Raw genomic sequence first — 18,111 nt, 5'->3', positions numbered from 1 at the left:
TGATCCGACGAGAGCCTTGCGTACCCGGCGGCAGGCCGCCACGGAGGCGCGAACTGCACCTCATAGTATGGCGCTGACATGATTTCCTGTGCGTTCAACCCGCCGAAGTGAGGATCCAATGAAAAAGGTCATGCCCATCTTCGGGACCAGACCGGAGGCGATCAAGATGGCGCCCATCGTCCAAGCCCTGCAGGCAGACGATCGCTTCGAGTGCCTGGTCACCGTGACGGGCCAACACCGGGAGATGCTGGACCAGGTCAATGAACTCTTCGGGATCGTTCCGGACCACGATCTGAACATCATCCAGTCCAGGCAGACGCTCAACATGGTGCTGGCTCGAACGGTGGACGGGCTGGACTCCGTGCTGGAACGAGTCCAGCCGGACGCCGTCATCGTTCAGGGGGACACGACCACCTCGACGGCAGCGGCGTTGGCATCCTTCAACTGCGGCATCCCGGTGGCGCACGTGGAGGCCGGGCTGCGCAGCTTCGACCTTCATTCCCCTTTCCCAGAAGAAGCCAATCGCAAGATCACCTCCCAGGTCAGCTCCCTGCACCTGGCGCCCACCAGCGTGGCGAGGGACAATTTGCTGCGAGAGAGCGTGGCCGCGGAGACGGTGTATGTCACGGGCAACACCGTCATCGATGCCCTGCTGGAGGTCGTGGGCCTGCGGGTGCCGTTCTCCGACAATCGGCTGCAGGCCCTGACGCAATCCGTGGCGGACGGTCGGCGGCTGCTGGTCGTGACAACCCACCGCCGGGAGAACCAGGGTGAGGCCATGCGCGGCGTCGGGCGGGCGGTGGCACGGCTGGCGCGGGAGAATCCCCAGCTGGACGTGGTCCTGCCCGTGCACAAGAACCCCGTCGTGCGGGAGGCCGTTCTGCCCGCACTGGAGGGGCTGGTGAACGTGTTGGTCACGGAGCCTCTGGCTTACGGGGAGTTCACACACCTGCTCGCTCTGTCCACCGTGGTCCTCACGGATTCGGGCGGGGTCCAGGAGGAGGCCCCCGGTCTCGGAAAGCCCGTCCTGGTGATGCGGGAGAACACGGAGCGGCCGGAAGCGGTCACGGCGGGGACCGTGCGGTTGATCGGAACCGACGAGGAACGAATCTACAGGGAGGTCACCACCCTGCTGCGGGACCAGAATGCCTACGATGCCATGGCCCAGGCGGTCAATCCCTACGGGGACGGACAAGCAGCGGCCCGCACGGTCTCGGCCGTGGCAGAACTCCTCGGCGTGGGCACGCGGCTGCCGCAGTTCCGGGATGGTCTGGGGGAAGGGCCCGGCACCAGCCCATGTACCTGAAGACGTTGACGGTCCGCGGCTTCAAGTCCTTCGCCTCGGCCACCACCTTCCACTTCGAACCCGGTGTGACCGCCGTGGTGGGCCCCAACGGCTCGGGCAAGTCCAACGTGGTGGACGCGCTCTCCTGGGTGATGGGGGAGCAGGGTGCGAAGAACCTGCGCGGCGGGAAGATGGAGGACGTCATCTTCGCCGGCACCTCTGGGCGCGCCCCGCTGGGCCGCGCCCAGGTGTCCCTGACCATCGACAACGCTGACGGCGCCCTGCCGATCGAGTACTCGGAGGTCACCATCTCCCGCACGCTGTTCCGCAGCGGGGGATCCGAGTACGCCATCAACGGCAGTTCCTGCCGACTGCTCGACATCCAGGAGCTGTTATCCGACTCCGGTCTCGGCCGGGAGATGCACGTGATCGTGGGCCAGGGCCAGCTGGACCGGATCCTGCAGGCCAGTCCGGAGGAACGCCGCGGCTTCATCGAGGAGGCCTCGGGGGTGCTCAAACACCGCCGGCGCAAGGAGCGCAGCGTGCGCAAGCTCGAGTCGATGCGCACGAACCTGGACCGTGTCCGTGACCTCTCCGAGGAGGTGCGCCGTCAGCTGGGGCCGTTGTCCAAGCAGGCCAAGACCGCCCGCAAGGCGCAGCGGATCCAGTTCGACGTCCGTGATGCCCGGTCCCGCCTGCTTGCGGACGACCTGTTCCGGCAGCAGGCGGCCCTGGAGCAGCTGGGCGCCGGAGACCAGGAGCTCGAACAGGCTGTCGCCACCGCCGAGGCCGAGGTCGCCCGGGCCGAGGAGGCCGCAGCCGAGCTGGCCACGGACGTCGCCACGGCCGGGCAGGCCTCCGCGGCCGCCCGTGACCACTGGTACCGGCTCTCGACCCTGGCCGAACGGTACCGTTCCCTGGGTGCCGTGGCCGCCGAGCGGGAACGCTCTCGCAGTCAGCCCGTCCCGGCGCCGTCGGGCCCGGACCCGGACACGGCACGGGACCTCGCCGACCGGGCCGGGACCGAGGCAGCCGAGGCCGAGACCGCCGTGGCGACGGCCCAGTCAGAGCTCGAGCGGGCCTCCATAGAGCGGCAACGTGCCGAAGCCGCGGCCCGGGCGGCATCGGACACCTACACGCGTCTCCTGCAACAGGCCGCGGACCGGCGCCAAGCGGCCGCCGTCGCGGCGGGTCGCATCGAGGCCGCCAAGGCGACCGAGCAGTCCCTCCGGGCGCAGTGGGAGAAGGCCACGTCCCGGCTGTCGGACAGTGAGCGGACCGCGCAGTCTTTGCGCGCCGAACTGGCGGACCACCAGAACCGCCTGGCCGGCTCGCTTGATTCCGAGGAGGAACTCGACGCGACCTACGAGGCCACCGCCGAGACCGCCGATCGGCTGCGCGAACGCCTGACCCGGCTCGACGAGGCGCTCGCCGCCGCCGAATCGGCCCACGGCGCCGCCCTGGCCCGTCGGGACGCCTTGGCCGAGGCCCTCCAACCGGAGGCCGGCGCCGCCGTCACGGCTCTCGGGGACCTGGCCCCCACCGCACTCGCCGAGGTCCTGACCGTGGAGGGCGGCTGGGAGGCCGCCATCGCCGCCGCCCTCGGCGGACCTGCGGAACAGCTCGTCCTCGACGGCCTCGCCCCGGCCGTCGAGGCGGCGGGTCGGCTGGCCGACGCCGGCGCAGCAGACGCGCGCCTGCTGTTCCCCTGGGCGCCCGGCCCGGAGGGAACAGCCATGACCGTCCCTGGCGCAGCCGGTCTCGGCCTCGCCGCACCGGGGGAGGATCTCCCCGAGGGGGCGACGGACGCGGGGTCCGTGGTCCGGCTTCCCGAGGGGGAGACCGGGACCGCCGGCGGCACCGCGGAACCGTCGGGCGCCGGTCACTCCAGCGCAGAACACTCGATCGCGGACACCGTGCGGTCCCTGCTGGCCGGGACGGTGCTCGTGGAGGACCTGGCCACGGCCACCGCGCTCCTGGACGGCGGACTGCTTCCGGCGCTCTACCGGGGTGTGCCGGTCCGCCTGGCCACCCGGGATGGGCACGTGGTGGGCCCGGGATGGGCGGATGGCCGCGGGGCCGGATCCGGCAGTCGGCTGGAGCGCCAGGCCGCGGCGGACCAGGCGGCCGGTGAGGCGGAGCAGGCCACCCATGAGGTCGAACGGCTCCGGTTCCAGCGCTCCGGGCTGGCCCGGGAGGTCGAGGAGGCCAACGCCGCCGAGACCGCCGCACTCGAGGCCCTCGACGCCTCGGATGCCCGCTTCACGGCGGTCACCGAGGAGCTGGCCCGGCTCAACCAGCAGCTGGCCCATGCCGACGACGGTGTGGAACGCCAGCGTGCCGAGCTCACGGCCCTGCGGGACCGACTCACGGAGGCGACGGCCGGCGTCGGACAGGCCGAGGAGGAAGCGCGGCGGGCCGAGACCGCCGCAGCGGATCCGAACAGTGCGGAAGAATCGACCACGGACGCGTCGACTGAAGACACGGCGGCCCATCCCGACCCGGAGGCGCGGGACAGGGCGGAGGAGCAGGCTGGCCTCGCCCGGCACCGGGAGACCGAGGCCAGGTTGGCCCTGAGGGCCGCCGAGTCCAGCCGGTCCCAGCTCGTCGTGCGGGCCGATCAGGCGCGCCGCCAGGTCTCAGCGGCCACCCTGGCCCACCAGGAGCGGGAGCGGTCCGAGCAGAAGCGACGGGCCTGGATGACCCGGATCTCGGCGGTCTCGCAGGCGCTGGCACAGGCCCTGGAACGTGTGCAGGACGCCGTGGCCCGCGCCGATCGGGACCGCACGGAACTGGACCGCCGCGGCGAGGAACTCGCGGCGCGGCGTCAACAGCTCCAGCGCACCGCTGACCACCACCGCTCGGTGGTGGCACAGGCCAAGGACCGGCTGCACGCGGCCAGGATGGCCCGGCAGGAACAGCAGCTCAAGTTGGACCAATTGCGGGACAAGTCCCTCGATGACCTCGGCATGACCGTGGACTACCTGATCGAGCACTTCGGCCCGCACCTGCCGGTCCCGCTGGCACCACCCGCGGAGCGGACCGAGGCCGACTCCGAGGCCGAGACCCCCACCGAGACCGGCGCCGAGCCCGAGACGGTGCCGTTCGACCGCGCCGAACAGCAGAAGCGGCTGCGCCGGGCCGAGCGTGAACTGTCCGCGCTGGGCCGGGTCAACCCGCTGGCGCTGGAGGAGTATGCCGCCGTGGAGGAACGGCACCGCTTCCTGTCCGGTCAGCTCGAGGACCTGGACTCCAGCCGACGGGACCTGCTGAAGATCATCCAGGACGTGGATGACACGGTGCTGCGCGTGTTCTCCGCGGCGTTCGAGGACACCGCCGCCCAGTTCCAGCACGTCTTCGCCACGCTGTTCCCGGGCGGTGAGGGGCGGCTGTTCCTGACGGATCCGGACAACCTGCTCGAGTCCGGCGTCGAGGTGGAGGCCAGGCCGGCGGGCAAGAAGGTGAAGAGGCTGTCCCTGCTGTCCGGCGGTGAACGCTCACTGGCCGCCGTCGCCATGCTCGTCGCGATCTTCAAGGCCCGGCCCAGCCCGTTCTACGTGATGGACGAGGTGGAGGCCGCCTTGGACGACACCAACCTCGGGCGCCTGCTGGAGATCTTCCGGGAGCTGCAGCAGGACAGTCAGCTGATCATCATCACCCACCAGAAGCGCACCATGGAGGTCGCGGACGCGCTCTACGGCGTCTCCATGCGCGGGGACGGCGTCAGCACCGTCATCAGCCAGCGTCTGGAGGCGTTGCGGCCCGCCCCGGCGGACTGACCTTCGGCAGGGCGCCCGTCCGGGGGCCACCCGGCGCCACCGGCAGATTGGTCTCCGGGGCGAAGGTCCAGGAGATGGCGCCCACGGCCAGGATGCCGCCGCTGAGCAGGAAGGCCCAGCCGAACCCGGACGTGTCCACCACCAGCCCGGCAATCAGCGGACCGGAGATCGCCCCGAGATCGGAGGCCATCTGCGCGGTGGACATCACGGGGCCGGCCTTGCGCTCCTGGCCCACGATGTCCGCCACGGCGGCCTGCTGTGGCGCATTGAGCGTTCCCGTGCCGGCTCCGGCCACCACGCACAGGGCCAGGAACAGCCACGGGTTGTCCATCCAGCCGATCACGGCGGTGCCTGCGGCGGCCACCAGGAGACCGATGATGATCAGGGGCTTGCGGCCGTGAACGTCGGACAACCGTGAGGAGAACGTGACCGCGGCGATGTTGCCGACCGCGAAGAGGGACAGGGCGGCACCGGCGATCTGCGGTCCGTCGAGCCAGAACCCCGTGCCCGTGAAGGCGGTGGCGGCCAGCAACGGCGTCAGGGAGTTGCGCACGCCGAAGGTCGCCCAGCCATTGGCGAAGAAGGAGGTCAGCGCGGCGCGGAAGGCAGGGCGCTCCCAGGCCTCGGCCAGCTTCATGTCCGGCCGGGTGTCCGGCTTGCCACGGTCAGCGAGCCGGGAGTCACGCAGCAGGAAGAACACCAGTCCGGCGGCGACGACCAGTGCCGTGCCGTAGATCAGGAAGGGCACCCGGTAACCGAAGACCGCCAGCACCGAGCCGACCACCGGGCCGGCGATATTGCCGATCAGGAACGCCGAGGCGTAGGCCCCGGAGACCCGGCCGCGGATACTCGGGGGCGCCTTCCGGGCCAGGAACGCCATCGCGGACACCGTGAACAGGGTGGAGCCGATGCCGCCGAGCGCACGGAAGACCAACAGCTGCCAATAGTCCTGCGAGAACGCGACGAGAAACATCGACAGCGAGACGATCAGCACTCCGGCCATGTAGGCCGGCGTCTCCCCGAACCGGCTCGTCAGGCGCCCGGAGAACGGGGCGAACAGCAGCCGGGTGAGTCCGAATGCGGAGACCACGGCTGACACGGCCGTGGCGGAGGCATTGAACGACTGGGCGTACTGGGGCAGGACCGGCGCGATGATGCCGAAGCCGATGGCGATGACGAAGGCGGCGACGATGAGGACCTTGATCTCCCGGGGGATGGGGATCCGATCCTCCACCGTGTTCCTCGTACGCGCCATGACCCCCATCTTGCCACCTGCGGCCGGCCTGCCCGCCCTGGCCTTGGCGGGCCACGGCGTACCATCGCGAGTCACCCGGAGAGCTGTGACAGACTGGTGCGGTGGATCCGATCATCTTGATTTCGCTTGCCTCTGTCCTGCTCGTCGGCCTGGTGCTGCTGGTCTTCATCGACCGCAAGCCCAAGCGCCCCCGGGGCATCTACCCGACCACCCGTGACGCCAATGACCCGGGGCCCACCGGTACCGGGAGCACCGCGGTCCTCGATCGTCCGGAGACGGACGACGCCGGCCCCGCGGGTACTGCGGTCGCCGAACCCGAGGCGCCGGTCGCCGCCCCCGTGCCCGCCAAGGACGTGGTGGAGGCCGAGGAGTCGACCGCCCCCGAGCTGGAGACACCGGCCCCCGCCGCCGGCCGTCTGGCGCGGCTGCGTGCACGCCTGGCCAAGTCCAACAGCATCTTCGGCAAGGGCCTCTTGGCGCTGCTGTCCACGGACAACATCACGGATGACGTCTGGGACGAGGTGGAGGAGACCCTCCTGCTGGCGGACCTCGGCACCGAGCCCACCATGGAACTCGTGGACAACCTGCGCGAACGCGTCACGGTGGAGGGGTCCCGCGATCCCCAGCAGGTCAAGGCCATGCTCCACGAGGAGCTGGTCAAGATGGTCGATCCGACCATGGACCGCCGCCTGGATGCCTCCCGTAAGGAGGGCCGCCCGGCCGTCATGATGGTCGTCGGCGTCAACGGTGTCGGCAAGACCACCACCGTCGGCAAGATCGGGCGGGTGCTCGTGGCCGAGGACCGCCATGTCGTCTTCGGCGCGGCTGACACCTTCCGTGCGGCCGCCGCCGAGCAGCTGGCCACGTGGGGGGCCCGGGTGGGCGTGGACACCGTCCGCTCCTACGAGGATGGTGCCGACCCGGCCTCGGTGGCCTTCGAAGCCGTGAAGACCGGCATCGAGCAGGAAGCCGACGTGGTGATCGTGGACACCGCCGGGCGCCTGCAGAACAAGGCCAACCTCATGGACGAGCTGGGCAAGATCAAGCGCGTCATCGAGAAGCAGGCCGCTGTGGACGAGGTGCTGCTTGTCCTGGATGCCACCACCGGACAGAACGGCCTGGCCCAGGCCAAGGTCTTCGCCGAGGTCGTCAACATCACCGGCATCGCCCTGACCAAGCTGGACGGCACCGCCAAGGGTGGCATCGTGGTGGCCATCCAGCGTGAGCTCGGCGTCCCGGTCAAGCTCGTCGGCCTGGGCGAGGGCCCGGATGATCTCGCGCCGTTCAACGCCGAGGGCTTCGTGGAGGCCCTGCTCGACTGAGCCGTACGGTCAAGGATCCGAGGATCCGGATTCCAGGAAGACGATCTGATCGATGACTGCAGCACGATGGCCCGGGCGACATTCGCCTGGGCCATCGTGCTGCCAGCGGCGAAACATGTTGTTTACCGGCCCCGGATGATCGTCATCTTGGGGAAACATCCTGACGAAGGCCGTGAAACACGCCACGCCCATTCTTTTAACCGGGACCCGTCGCAACCCGTCGCGACACCGCACGATGTCCCGGGCCATCCCCGCCCGGGAGTCACGGGCGGACCCGGGCGAGAGGATGAACAGTGGAAACGATCGAACTGACATCGGGGCATGTCTGGACCATGGTGTGTGCCGCCCTGGTGCTGCTGATGACCCCCGGATTGGCCTTCTTCTATGGCGGCATGACCCGTGCCAAGGCCGCCCTGAACATGATGATGATGTCCTTTGTGTCCATCGGCCTGGTGGCCGTGGTCTGGGTGCTCTGGGGCTACAACATGACCGGCGGTGACGGCATCGCCCAGATGTTCGGCAATCCGTTCGCCGACTTCGGGCTCTACGGCTCCCTCGGCACCGAGGACCTGATCGGCATCGGTTTCGGCGCGACCTTCGCCATCATCACGGTCGCCCTGATCTCGGGTGCCATCGCCGACCGTGCCAAGTTCAGCACGTGGGTGGTCTTCGTCCCGATCTGGGTCACCGCCGTCTACTGCCCGCTGGCCTTCATGGTCTGGGGTGGCGGACTGCTCTCCGCCGACGGTGCCATCGGCAGTGCCGTGGGCGAGGCCGTCGACTTCGCCGGTGGCCTGGTCGTCCACATCTCCGCCGGCGTGGCCGCCCTGGTCATCGCCCTGCTGCTCGGCAAGCGCAAAGGCTTCGGCACGGACCCCGGTCACCGCGCCCACAACATCCCCTTCGTGATGCTCGGCGCCGCCCTGCTGTGGTTCGGCTGGTTCGGCTTCAACGGCGGCGCCGCCGGTGATGCCACGGAGGCCGGCCTCATCTGGGTCAACACCCTCGCGGCCCCGGCAGCCGCCATGCTCGGCTGGTTGCTGACCGAACGGATCCGCGGCAAGCGCGCCACCTCGATCGGCAGCGCCTCCGGCATCGTGGCCGGACTGGTGGCCATCACCCCGGCCTGTGCCTTCGTCGATCCAGTGGGCGCCCTCATCATCGGCTTCATCGCCGGTGCCGCCTGTGCCCTAGCCGTCGGCCTGAAGTACAAGCTCGGTTTCGATGATTCCCTGGACGTCGTCGGGCTCCACCTCGTGGCGGGCATCATCGGCACCGTCATGATCGGCCTGCTCGGCCGGCCCCTGGAGGACGGCCGTGCCGGACTGTTCTATGGCGGCGACGCCTCCCTGCTGCTCGCGCAGGTGGTGGCCGTGCTGGTCGCCGTCGTCTATGCCGGCGTGGTCACCTTCGTGATTGGGATCGCCCTCAAAGCCACCATGGGGTGGCGCGTCACCGCTGAGGAGGAGGAGGCCGGCCTGGACCGGTCCCTGCACAGCGAGAACGCCTACGAGTTCGGTGGCGGCGGGATGGGAACGTCCTATTCCGAATCCCCGGACACCGGGGAGCAGGAGACGGTGGCCGCTGCGGCCCCGGCAGACCGGGAGACCACCTCGGTTGGTGTGAAGTAGGGAGACAAGTCCGAAAGGGGGCCCCGCCAGCGAGCGGGGCCCCCTCTGCGTCTGACTTGATACCCTTGGGAACTGGTAGTTTCCGCCGCCACCCCCAACCACCGAAGGAAGAGCACCGCAGTGTTCAACTCCCTGTCCGATCGCCTGGCCGCCACCTTCAAGAACCTGAAGGGCAAGGGGCGCCTGTCCGAAGCGGATATCGACGCCACTGCCCGAGAGATCCGCCGGGCACTGCTGGATGCAGACGTGGCCGTTCCGGTGGTGCGTGAGTTCATCAGCCACATCAAGGAGCGGGCCCTCGGCGAAGAGGTCAGCCAGGCACTGAACCCCGGCCAGCAGATCGTCAAGATCGTCAACGAGGAACTGGTCGCCATCCTCGGTGGTGAGACGCGGCGGTTGAACCTCGCGAAGAACCCCCCGACGGTCATCATGCTCGTCGGCCTGCAGGGTGCGGGTAAGACCACCCTCGCGGGCAAGCTCTCCAAGCACCTGAAGGAACAGGGCCACACCCCCTTGCTGGTGGCGGCCGATCTCCAGCGCCCCAACGCGGTCAAGCAGCTCCAGGTCAACGGCGAACGGGCCGGCGTTCCGGTCTACGCCCCGCACCCGGGCGTCTCCAGCGAGTTCGAGGATCCCACCGGGGACCCGGTGCAGGTGGCCCGGAACGGCGTGGCCGAGGCCAAGGCCAGGTACAACGACATCGTGATCGTGGACACCGCCGGCCGTCTCGGCATGGATGCCGAGCTCATGCAGCAGGCGGCGGACATCCGCGCGGCGGTCCAGCCGGACGAGGTCCTCTTCGTCCTCGACGCCATGATCGGCCAGGACGCCGTGGCCACGGCCCAGGCCTTCAACGAGGGCGTCGGCTTCACCGGCGTGGTGCTCTCCAAGCTCGACGGCGACGCTCGCGGCGGTGCCGCCCTCTCGGTGCGCTCGGTGACGGGCAAGCCCGTGATGTTCGCGTCCACGGGCGAGAACCTAGCTGACTTCGAGGTCTTCCACCCGGACCGGATGGCCTCACGCATCCTGGACATGGGCGACATGATGAGCCTGATCGAGCAGGCCGAGCGCAACTGGGACCGGGCCGATGCCGAGAAGATGGCCCAGAAGTTCGTGGACCAGGAGGACTTCACCCTCGACGACTTCCTTGATCAGATGCAGCAGATCAAGAAGATGGGCTCCATGAAGAAGCTCCTGATGATGATGCCCGGGGCGCAGGGCATGCGCCAGCAGCTCGAGCAGTTCGACGAGCGGCAGATCGACCGCATCGAGGCCATCATCCGGTCCATGACCCCGCACGAGCGGGTGGCACCCAAGATCATCAACGGCTCCCGCCGGGCCCGCATCGCCCGCGGCGCCGGTGTCCAGGTCTCCGAGATCAACGGCCTGCTGGAGCGCTTCGGCCAGGCCCAGAAGATGATGAAGAAGATGGCGGCCGGCGGCGGCATGCCGGGAATGCCTGGGATGCCAGGGATGCCCGGTGGCGGAGCGGGCGGGGCCGGCGGTTCCCGCAAGGGCAAGGGCAAGGGCAAGAAGGCCAAGCCCAAGTCGGGCAACCCGGCCAAGGCAGCCCAGGAGATGCGTGAGCTTGAGGACCGACGCAAGCGGTCTGGCTCCCCGGCCGCGGGTTCCGCCTTCGGTCAGGGCGCCGAGGGCGGTACGGACGGCGGCTTCGACCCGTCGTCGCTGAACCTTCCCAATGGGTTCGACAAGTACCTCGGCGGCAACTGAGCCGGCACGACTCGAGGGCCGCAACCACCACGGTGGTTGCGGCCCTCTGATGTCTCCGGGGATGTTTCCGCGTTGGGGTGGTTCCTCTGGTGGGCTGGGGTGGTTCTGGTCACACCGCACCGGGCGGTGGAATACTTGAAGCGTCAACTGAGTTGTGATGTGATGAAGGCGCTGACCGGGACACGAGCCAGTGAATCCGCAGTGCCGCCCGCAGACGCCACCAGCCCGAGTAGATACCGGGCCGAACCCGAGGAGACCAGTCATGTCCTTCACCGCCTCTGATACCGCTGCAGATCCCGATGCCCTGCGGCGCCAGTCCATGCAGCATCAGCCCATCAGTGGGCGCCCCGTCGCCGATCTGCTGCCCGCCGGGCTGTCCATGGGGATGGTGACTCTGAAGTCGGACAACGTGACCCGCCTGCGGGCCTACTACGAGCAGGCACTGGGCCTCGTCGCTGTGGCCGAGGACGGCCCCAACGTCATCCTGGGCCGGTCCGGCGTGCCGCTCGTCGGCATCGAGGAAGCACGCGGCCTCAAGCTCCCGGGTGAGGGCGAGGCCGGCCTCTATCACGTGGCCATCCTCTTCGAGGAGGCTGCCGATCTCGCCGCCACCGTCTACTCGGCCGTGCGCCTGGACCCCACGCGGTTCGTCGGCAGTTCTGACCATCTCGTCTCTGAGGCCTTCTACTTCCAGGACCCGGACAACAACGGCATCGAGCTGTACGTCGACCGGCCCCGTGACCAGTGGCAGTGGGGTCCGGACCGCCAGGTGGCCATGACGACCATCTACCTGCCGTGGGACCGGTACCTGGACACGCACCTCACCGAGGAGGCCGTGAACCGACTGACCACCGCACCCGCATCCGTGGGGCACGTCCACCTTCAGGTGGGGAACGTCCAGGAGGCCGAGGACTTCTATATCCGGGAGCTCGGCTTCGAGAAGACCACCGCGCTCGGCACCATGGCCCTGTTCGTGTCGGCCGGAGGCTACCACCACCACATGGCGATGAACACGTGGAACTCCACCGGTGTCGGCCCCCGCCGCAACACCCTCGGTCTGGGCTCCGTCGAGATCACCCTGCCGCAGGGTGAGGGGCTGGGGTCCGCCGAGGACCGGCTCAGGAGTGCCGGCCGGGCCGCCCAGCGCACCGAGCGCGGCCTCGAGGTCCGCGACCCGTGGAACACGCTGCTCGTGCTCTCCGAGGCCGAGGTGCCGGCCGGCGTCGGGACCGACGCTGGGCCCGGTGCGGAGGCCGCGCCCGAGACGAAGTAGGACACCCCTCGGGGCGAACTAGGACAAACAGCCGGGTGTCTGGCAGAATGGGACGGTACTGAACTGCCGTCCGGGCGACCCTCTATCACTCCGGCCGGCCGTTCTGTCAGTAGCTCACCACCCCGCGCCAACCCCACGGCCGGCGTGTACGCTGCGCCAAAACCAAGAACCAGGAGCTACCACACCCGTGGCCGTAAAGATCCGTCTGAAGCGTTTCGGCAAGATTCGCGCCCCGTACTACCGCATTGTCGTCATGGACTCCCGCACCCGCCGCGATGGCCGTGCCATCGAGGAGATCGGCAAGTACCACCCCACCGAGGAGCCCTCGTTCATCGAGGTCAACTCCGAGCGGGCACAGTACTGGCTGTCCGTGGGCGCCCAGCCCACCGAGCAGGTGCACGCCATCCTCAAGATCACCGGTGACTGGCAGAAGTTCAAGGGTGAGCCGGGTGCCGAGGGCACCCTGAAGACCAAGCAGCCGAAGGAGTCCTTCGTGACTCCGCAGAAGGGCTCGGTCATCATCCCGGAGGCCATCACGCCGAAGAAAGATGCCGCTGAGGCCCCTGCCGACGCCGCTGAAACCACCGAGGTCGCCGCCGACTCCGCCGAGGCTCCGGCCGACGAGAAGTCCGAGTGACCATGCTGCAGGAAGCGCTCGAACATCTGGTCCGGGGAATCGTCGATTCCCCGGAAGACGTTCAGGTCGACCTGCGGAACAACCGTCGCGGCGAAGTCCTCGAAGTTCGTGTCGATCCCGCCGACCTGGGTCGGGTGATCGGCCGACAGGGCCGGACCGCCACCGCGTTGCGCACCGTGCTGGACGGCCTCGCCGGCCATCCGGTCCGGGTCGACGTCGTGGACACCGACCGCCGCCGGTAGCTGTACCGTGCCGCTCCGTCCCGCACTGCGGGCCCGGCGCGGCTGCATGACATGATGGCCCGTGTCCGGACACCGTCCGGCGCGGGCCATTGTCGTCCCTGACCCTCTTGCCTTCTTCTTGCCTTCCTTCCGAAAGGACCCCACGAACATGCCGCAGTCAGGTGCCGAGAACCCACCCCGGGACGAGCGCGAGCACGTCCGCGTCGCGAGGATCGGCAAGCCCCATGGCATCCATGGTGAGGTGACCGTCCAGGTGTTCACGGACGAGCCCGGAGAACGGTTCAGCCCCGGAGCGGTGCTTCAGGGCCGCCGTGGTGGTCAGGGTGCCGGCCAGGACGGGGCGCTGACCGTGGTCCGGGCCCGGTGGAACAAGGACATCCTCTTGGTGGCCCTGGAGGGGGTGGCCGACCGCAACCAGGCCGAGGCCCTCCGCGGCACCGAGCTCTTCGCCGAGCCGGACGAGGCGGGGGAGGACGACGCCTGGTACGAGGAGGACCTGGTCGGACTGGCCGTCATGGTCGACGGCACGAAGGTCGGCAGCGTGACCGGGCTGATCACCGGGGAGGTCCAGGACCTTCTGGAGGTGGAGCTCGACGGCGGGACCAGCGCCCTCGTGCCGTTCGTCGAGGAGATCGTCCCCGAGGTCGATCCCGAGTCCGGCACGATCACCCTGACGCCACCGCCGGGCCTGTTGACGCTCAACGCCCCCGCGGCTGATGGCAGCTCTGCTGCGGAGGACCCTGCATGAGGATCGACGTCGTCACGATCTTCCCCGAGTACCTCCAGGCCCTCGACGTGTCGCTGATCGGCAAGGCCCGCCGGGAGGGCCTGCTGGACATCCGCATCCACGACCTGCGCGATCACACCTCCGACCGGCACCGCACCGTGGACGACACCCCCTATGGCGGCGGTGCCGGCATGGTCATGAAGCCGGAGCCCTGGGCGCTGGCGCTCGAGGCGATCGCAGCCTCCGCGGCTGACGCCGACGACGCCTCGGGTGCGCGTCCGGTACTGCTGGTGCCGACGCCGTCGGGAACGCTGTTCCGACAGTCCGTGGCCCAGGAGCTGGCCGGCGCGGATCACCTCGTGGTGGCCTGCGGACGCTACGAGGGCATCGACGAGCGACTGTTCGAATGGGCCGCCGACCTCTTCGAGGTGCGGCTGGTCTCCCTCGGCGACTACGTCCTCAACGGCGGGGAGGTGGCGGCTCTGGCCATGATCGAGGCCGTGGGGCGACTGGTGCCCGGCGTGGTCGGCAACCCGGAATCCCTCGTGGAGGAGTCCCACAGCGACGGACTGCTCGAGTACCCGGTCTACACCAAGCCGTCCTCGTGGCGTGACCGCGACGTCCCGGAGATCCTGCTGTCCGGTGACCACGGGCGGATCGCGGCCTGGCGGCACGACCAGCAGTTGGCCCGCACCCGGTCCCGGCGTCCGGACCTGTTGCCACCCGAGTCAGTCGAGTCCACGGAGACCGCTGGCCCCACCACATCCACCGCGCCAGGAGACAAGACGGCCTCGGATCTGGCATAATGGTCAGCTGTGTCAACTGGACATCCGACCTGCCACAGGGGGCGGATGCCGACAGTCTGACCCACCGGCGCCCAGACGGGTCAACCGGTCCCTAGCTTGGGCATGCCCATCCCGACGCCTCCACTTCCGGAGGCACCGGCCGGCGTGCCGCTGACGACGTGAATGACCTGTGGCGTTCACCAGGAGTATCACCATGCATATTCTCGACTCCCTCGATGCGCCCCTGCTGCGCAACGACGTTCCCGATTTCCGCCCCGGTGACACCGTCAAGGTGCACGTGAACATCGTCGAAGGCAAGACCGCCCGTGTGCAGGTCTTCCAGGGCTTCGTCATGGGCCGCCACGGCCATGGCGTGCGCGAGACCTTCCGTGTCCGCAAGGTGTCCTTCGGCGTCGGCGTGGAGCGCACCTTCCCGGTGCACTCCCCGGTCATCGACAAGATCGAGCTCGTCTCCCGCGGTGACGTGCGCCGCGCCAAGCTGTACTACATGCGCGATCGCCACGGCAAGGCCGCCAAGATCAAGGAGAAGCGCGACTTCTCGACCAAGAAGGCCTGATCTGCGCTTCCGCATGATCATGATCCGATGACCGACCTGTCGTCTGACTCGTCGCCTCGTCAGCGCCGCGGGCGCCGGAATCCCCAGGGGAACCGGCGCCCGCGGCGTCGTCGTCTCAGGGCGGCGTTCGAGGCACATCCCGTCTGGGCCTGGGCCCTCCTCGTCGGCGCGGTGCTGATCGCCGCTGTGCTGGCCGCCGCCCTGCTGCGCAGCACCGTGGCGGATCTGTATCGCATCCCCTCCGGATCCATGGAGCCGCTGCTGCTCCCCGGAGACCGCATCAGTGTGGACCGAGGGGCCTACGCGGCCGCACCCGTGGAGCGGGGGGACGTGGTCGTCGTGGACGGCGAGGGCAGTTTCGTGCCCTACGACTCCCGGCCGGCACCGGCCCGGGCGGTGGACGAGGCGCTGCAATGGCTCGGCCTGAAGCCGGACACGTCCGCCTATGTGAAGCGGGTGGCCGGCGTGGGCGGGGACACCGTCTCCTGCTGCAGTGCCGACGGCCTGCTCGAGGTCAACGGCGAGGCTGTTCCGGAGGACTACCTCGCCGAACCGCCGGCCTCCCGCACCGCGTTCACCGCCGAGGTGCCCGAGGGGCGGCTGTTCCTCCTGGGGGACAACCGCCACCACTCCCACGATTCTCGCGGCCTCCTGGGTGCCCCGGGCGGCGGCATGATCGAGGAGACCAAGGTCATCGGGAAGGTGACCGGCATCGCCTGGCCCGCGGAGCGACGCACCCCGCTGGAGCCCGGTCCGGGAGCTGGCGAGCGGTAGAGTGGACAGCCGGACCAGCGGAGAGGACGGCGAGATGGCCCAGGAGAACAACCCGGGGGCACCTGAGGCCCCTCGAGGGGAAGGCCCTGGAACGACCCCCGCCGAGACCCCCGCGGGCCACGATGCCGGTCATGTCGCCGGCCCGGCCACGGACCACGCCGGCGCACCGTCCGGAGGGCACCGGCTCTGGCTCGCGGTCCGTGAAGTCGTCCTGATCGTGCTCATCACGCTGCTGGCCTCCTTCCTGGTCAAGACCTTCCTGTTCCGCGCGTACTACATCCCCTCCGGGTCCATGGAGCAGACGCTGCAGATCAATGACCGGATCTTCGTCAACCTGTTGGTCCCCGGCCCCTTCGACGTGGAGCGTGGTGACGTGGTGGTCTTCGAGGACACCAAGGGGTGGCTCGGCGAGCCGGCCCCGGTGGCGTCCAATCCCGTCCGCGAGGCCCTCGAGTTCATCGGCCTGATGCCGAACTCCTCCGAGCAGCACCTCGTCAAACGGCTCATCGGCCTGCCGGGGGATCGGGTGGAGTGCTGCACCGCCGAGGGGATGCTCACCGTCAACGGCACCCCGGTCGAGGAGCCGTACCTGCACCCGGGGTCCGCCCCCTCGGACATCCCCTTCGACGTCACGGTGCCCGAAGGCCAGATCTGGGTCATGGGCGACCACCGTGACGCCTCCGCCGATTCCCGCATGCACCAGGACGGTCCGGGCAACGGGTTCATCAGCCTGGACGACGTGACCGGCCGCGCCGAGGTCATCGCCTGGCCCCTCTCCCGCTGGGGGGACGCCGGCGGCAACCGCGACGCCTTCGAGCACGTCCCGGACCCCGAGGCGGCCCGGACGGAGTCCGAATGAACCCCGTCCGCCACGCAGCTGGACGTCGGCCCGCATGACCACGCGTACCACCGTGCCCGGCCCCGACCTGTCCGTCGAGCTGTCCCTCGTCGCAGCACAGCTGGCCCTCGCCTCACCGGGAGTGCCCGGGCGGACGGAACGGACCGGGCGTCCGCTGCTGGTCGCCGGCATGGACGAGGTGGGCCGGGGTGCCCTGGCCGGTCCGGTGAGCGTGGGAGTCGTCGTCGTGGCCCTGCCCGACGCCGGCCCGCAACCGGCCGTCCGTGACTCCAAGGTCCTGTCCGCCAAGCGCCGGGAGGCGCTGGTTCCCGAGATCCTCGCGTGGGGTGCCGCGGCCGCCGTCGGACACGCGGAACCCGGGGAGATCGACCGGTACGGGATCTCCGCAGCCCTCGCCCTCGCGGGACGGCGGGCCTGGCACAGGGTGGCGGCCGACTTGGGGCGCATCCCGGATGCGCTGGTCCTGGACGGGCGCGACAACTGGCTGCCGCGGTCCCCGCTGCAGGCCAGTGTCGGCCTGGCTCCTGGCCCTGGGTCGGTGCACCTCCAGGTCAAGGCCGATGCGACGTGTGCCACCGTGGCGGCCGCCTCGATCCTGGCCAAGGTGGAACGCGACGGGCTGATGACCGGCCTGGCGGAGGCCTTTCCGGACTACGGTTGGGAGGGCAACAAGGGCTATGGGGCTGCGGTACACCGGCAGGCGATCCTGGACCGAGGGCCGAGCCCCTACCATCGGATGAGCTGGAACCTGGGCCTGTCCCCAGGCCACGAAGCGACCCCGGTCTGGTCCGCACGGCCGGAACAGGGCCGGGAACAGCGCGTGCAACAGGGAGAATGGACGGCATGAGCGGCGACGAACTCGAGAACTACGAATCCGAGATGGAGCTCCAGCTCTACCGGGAGTACCGCGACGTGGTCGGCCTCTTCCGGTACGTGGTGGAGACCGAACGCCGCTTCTACCTGGCCAATGCGGTGGAGGTGAAAGCGCGCGCGGAGGGCGGCGAGGTGTTCTTCGAGGTCCTGATGGAGGACGCGTGGGTGTGGGACATCTACCGCACCGCCCGCTTCGTCAAGCGGGTGCGGGTCCTCAGCTTCAAGGACGTCAACGTGGAGGAACTCCCGCAGAACGACGACCTGCAGTTGCCCCAGGACGGGCCCGCCCTGCCGTAACCGGAGAACCGGCGCGTTCCTCCACAGGTCACCGGTTCGCCCGAAGCATCCACAGTGGCCGCCC

The 18,111-nt window shown here is 69.4% G+C and carries 16 protein-coding genes; 15 read left to right on the top strand and 1 reads right to left on the bottom strand.

Annotated elements, in window-relative coordinates; genetic code table 11:
- The first annotated feature begins 118 nt into the window (after positions 1 to 118).
- Together wecB and ACFFIO_RS01775 are read left to right on the top strand one after the other, a co-directional pair.
- Positions 119 to 1,306, top strand: coding sequence for a non-hydrolyzing UDP-N-acetylglucosamine 2-epimerase (wecB, locus tag ACFFIO_RS01780; protein ID WP_378039952.1), 1,188 nt, complete (start codon positions 119 to 121; stop codon positions 1,304 to 1,306).
- Positions 1,297 to 5,064: an AAA family ATPase gene (locus ACFFIO_RS01775; RefSeq protein WP_378039951.1), complete on the top strand. Its 3,768-nt coding sequence runs from the start codon at positions 1,297 to 1,299 to the stop codon at positions 5,062 to 5,064. The genes wecB and ACFFIO_RS01775 overlap by 10 nt, the downstream gene beginning before the upstream one ends.
- On the opposite strand, the gene ACFFIO_RS01770 is transcribed toward ACFFIO_RS01775, so the two are convergent.
- Positions 5,021 to 6,319, bottom strand: coding sequence for an MFS transporter (locus ACFFIO_RS01770; RefSeq protein WP_378039950.1), 1,299 nt, complete (start codon positions 6,317 to 6,319; stop codon positions 5,021 to 5,023). The two genes, ACFFIO_RS01775 and ACFFIO_RS01770, sit on opposite strands and share 44 nt — an antisense overlap.
- A 101-nt stretch (positions 6,320 to 6,420) precedes the next feature.
- Between ACFFIO_RS01770 and ftsY the strand changes: the two genes are divergently transcribed.
- From ftsY to ACFFIO_RS01705, 13 genes are all read left to right on the top strand, one after another.
- Complete coding sequence (gene ftsY, locus ACFFIO_RS01765) at positions 6,421 to 7,641, top strand: signal recognition particle-docking protein FtsY (RefSeq protein WP_378039949.1); 1,221 nt, start codon at positions 6,421 to 6,423, stop codon at positions 7,639 to 7,641.
- Positions 7,642 to 7,943: 302 nt separating this feature from the next.
- The gene (locus ACFFIO_RS01760) at positions 7,944 to 9,272 is read left to right on the top strand and encodes an ammonium transporter (RefSeq protein ID WP_378040007.1); all 1,329 of its coding nucleotides are present in this window, start codon (positions 7,944 to 7,946) and stop codon (positions 9,270 to 9,272) included.
- Between the two features lie 120 nt (positions 9,273 to 9,392).
- Complete coding sequence (gene ffh, locus ACFFIO_RS01755) at positions 9,393 to 11,003, top strand: signal recognition particle protein (protein WP_378039948.1); 1,611 nt, start codon at positions 9,393 to 9,395, stop codon at positions 11,001 to 11,003.
- Between the two features lie 319 nt (positions 11,004 to 11,322).
- Positions 11,323 to 12,276, top strand: coding sequence for a VOC family protein (locus ACFFIO_RS01750; protein ID WP_378040006.1), 954 nt, complete (start codon positions 11,323 to 11,325; stop codon positions 12,274 to 12,276).
- Between the two features lie 187 nt (positions 12,277 to 12,463).
- Positions 12,464 to 12,913, top strand: coding sequence for a 30S ribosomal protein S16 (gene rpsP / locus ACFFIO_RS01745; protein ID WP_159550350.1), 450 nt, complete (start codon positions 12,464 to 12,466; stop codon positions 12,911 to 12,913).
- A 2-nt stretch (positions 12,914 to 12,915) separates the two neighbouring features.
- On the top strand, positions 12,916 to 13,155 hold the full coding sequence (locus ACFFIO_RS01740; RefSeq protein WP_313818443.1) for an RNA-binding protein: 240 nt from the start codon (positions 12,916 to 12,918) through the stop codon (positions 13,153 to 13,155).
- A gap of 148 nt (positions 13,156 to 13,303) precedes the next feature.
- Complete coding sequence (gene rimM / locus ACFFIO_RS01735; RefSeq protein ID WP_378039947.1) at positions 13,304 to 13,903, top strand: ribosome maturation factor RimM; 600 nt, start codon at positions 13,304 to 13,306, stop codon at positions 13,901 to 13,903.
- Positions 13,900 to 14,688, top strand: coding sequence for a tRNA (guanosine(37)-N1)-methyltransferase TrmD (gene trmD, locus ACFFIO_RS01730; protein ID WP_378039946.1), 789 nt, complete (start codon positions 13,900 to 13,902; stop codon positions 14,686 to 14,688). Before rimM ends, trmD begins: the two co-directional genes overlap by 4 nt.
- Positions 14,689 to 14,881: 193 nt before the next feature.
- Positions 14,882 to 15,244 carry a 50S ribosomal protein L19 gene (rplS, locus tag ACFFIO_RS01725; protein WP_159550359.1) on the top strand — a complete coding sequence of 121 codons (363 nt, stop codon included), beginning with the start codon at positions 14,882 to 14,884 and terminating at the stop codon, positions 15,242 to 15,244.
- 27 nt (positions 15,245 to 15,271) lie between these two features.
- The gene (gene lepB / locus ACFFIO_RS01720; protein ID WP_378039945.1) at positions 15,272 to 16,018 is read left to right on the top strand and encodes a signal peptidase I; all 747 of its coding nucleotides are present in this window, start codon (positions 15,272 to 15,274) and stop codon (positions 16,016 to 16,018) included.
- A gap of 34 nt (positions 16,019 to 16,052) precedes the next feature.
- Positions 16,053 to 16,877 (top strand): signal peptidase I, encoded by an 825-nt coding sequence (lepB, locus tag ACFFIO_RS01715; protein WP_378039943.1) that lies wholly within the window; start codon positions 16,053 to 16,055, stop codon positions 16,875 to 16,877.
- A gap of 34 nt (positions 16,878 to 16,911) precedes the next feature.
- Positions 16,912 to 17,724 carry a ribonuclease HII gene (gene rnhB / locus ACFFIO_RS01710; protein ID WP_378039942.1) on the top strand — a complete coding sequence of 271 codons (813 nt, stop codon included), beginning with the start codon at positions 16,912 to 16,914 and terminating at the stop codon, positions 17,722 to 17,724.
- Positions 17,721 to 18,047 carry a DUF2469 domain-containing protein gene (locus tag ACFFIO_RS01705; RefSeq protein WP_313817270.1) on the top strand — a complete coding sequence of 109 codons (327 nt, stop codon included), beginning with the start codon at positions 17,721 to 17,723 and terminating at the stop codon, positions 18,045 to 18,047. Before rnhB ends, ACFFIO_RS01705 begins: the two co-directional genes overlap by 4 nt.
- The last annotated feature ends 64 nt before the right edge of the window (positions 18,048 to 18,111 follow it).

Origin of the sequence: Citricoccus parietis, from assembly GCF_042433045.1 — a bacterium.
Taxonomy (GTDB): domain Bacteria; phylum Actinomycetota; class Actinomycetes; order Actinomycetales; family Micrococcaceae; genus Citricoccus; species Citricoccus parietis.
Note: the sequence above shows the minus strand (reverse complement) of the source record. Positions and strands in the feature narration are given on the sequence as shown.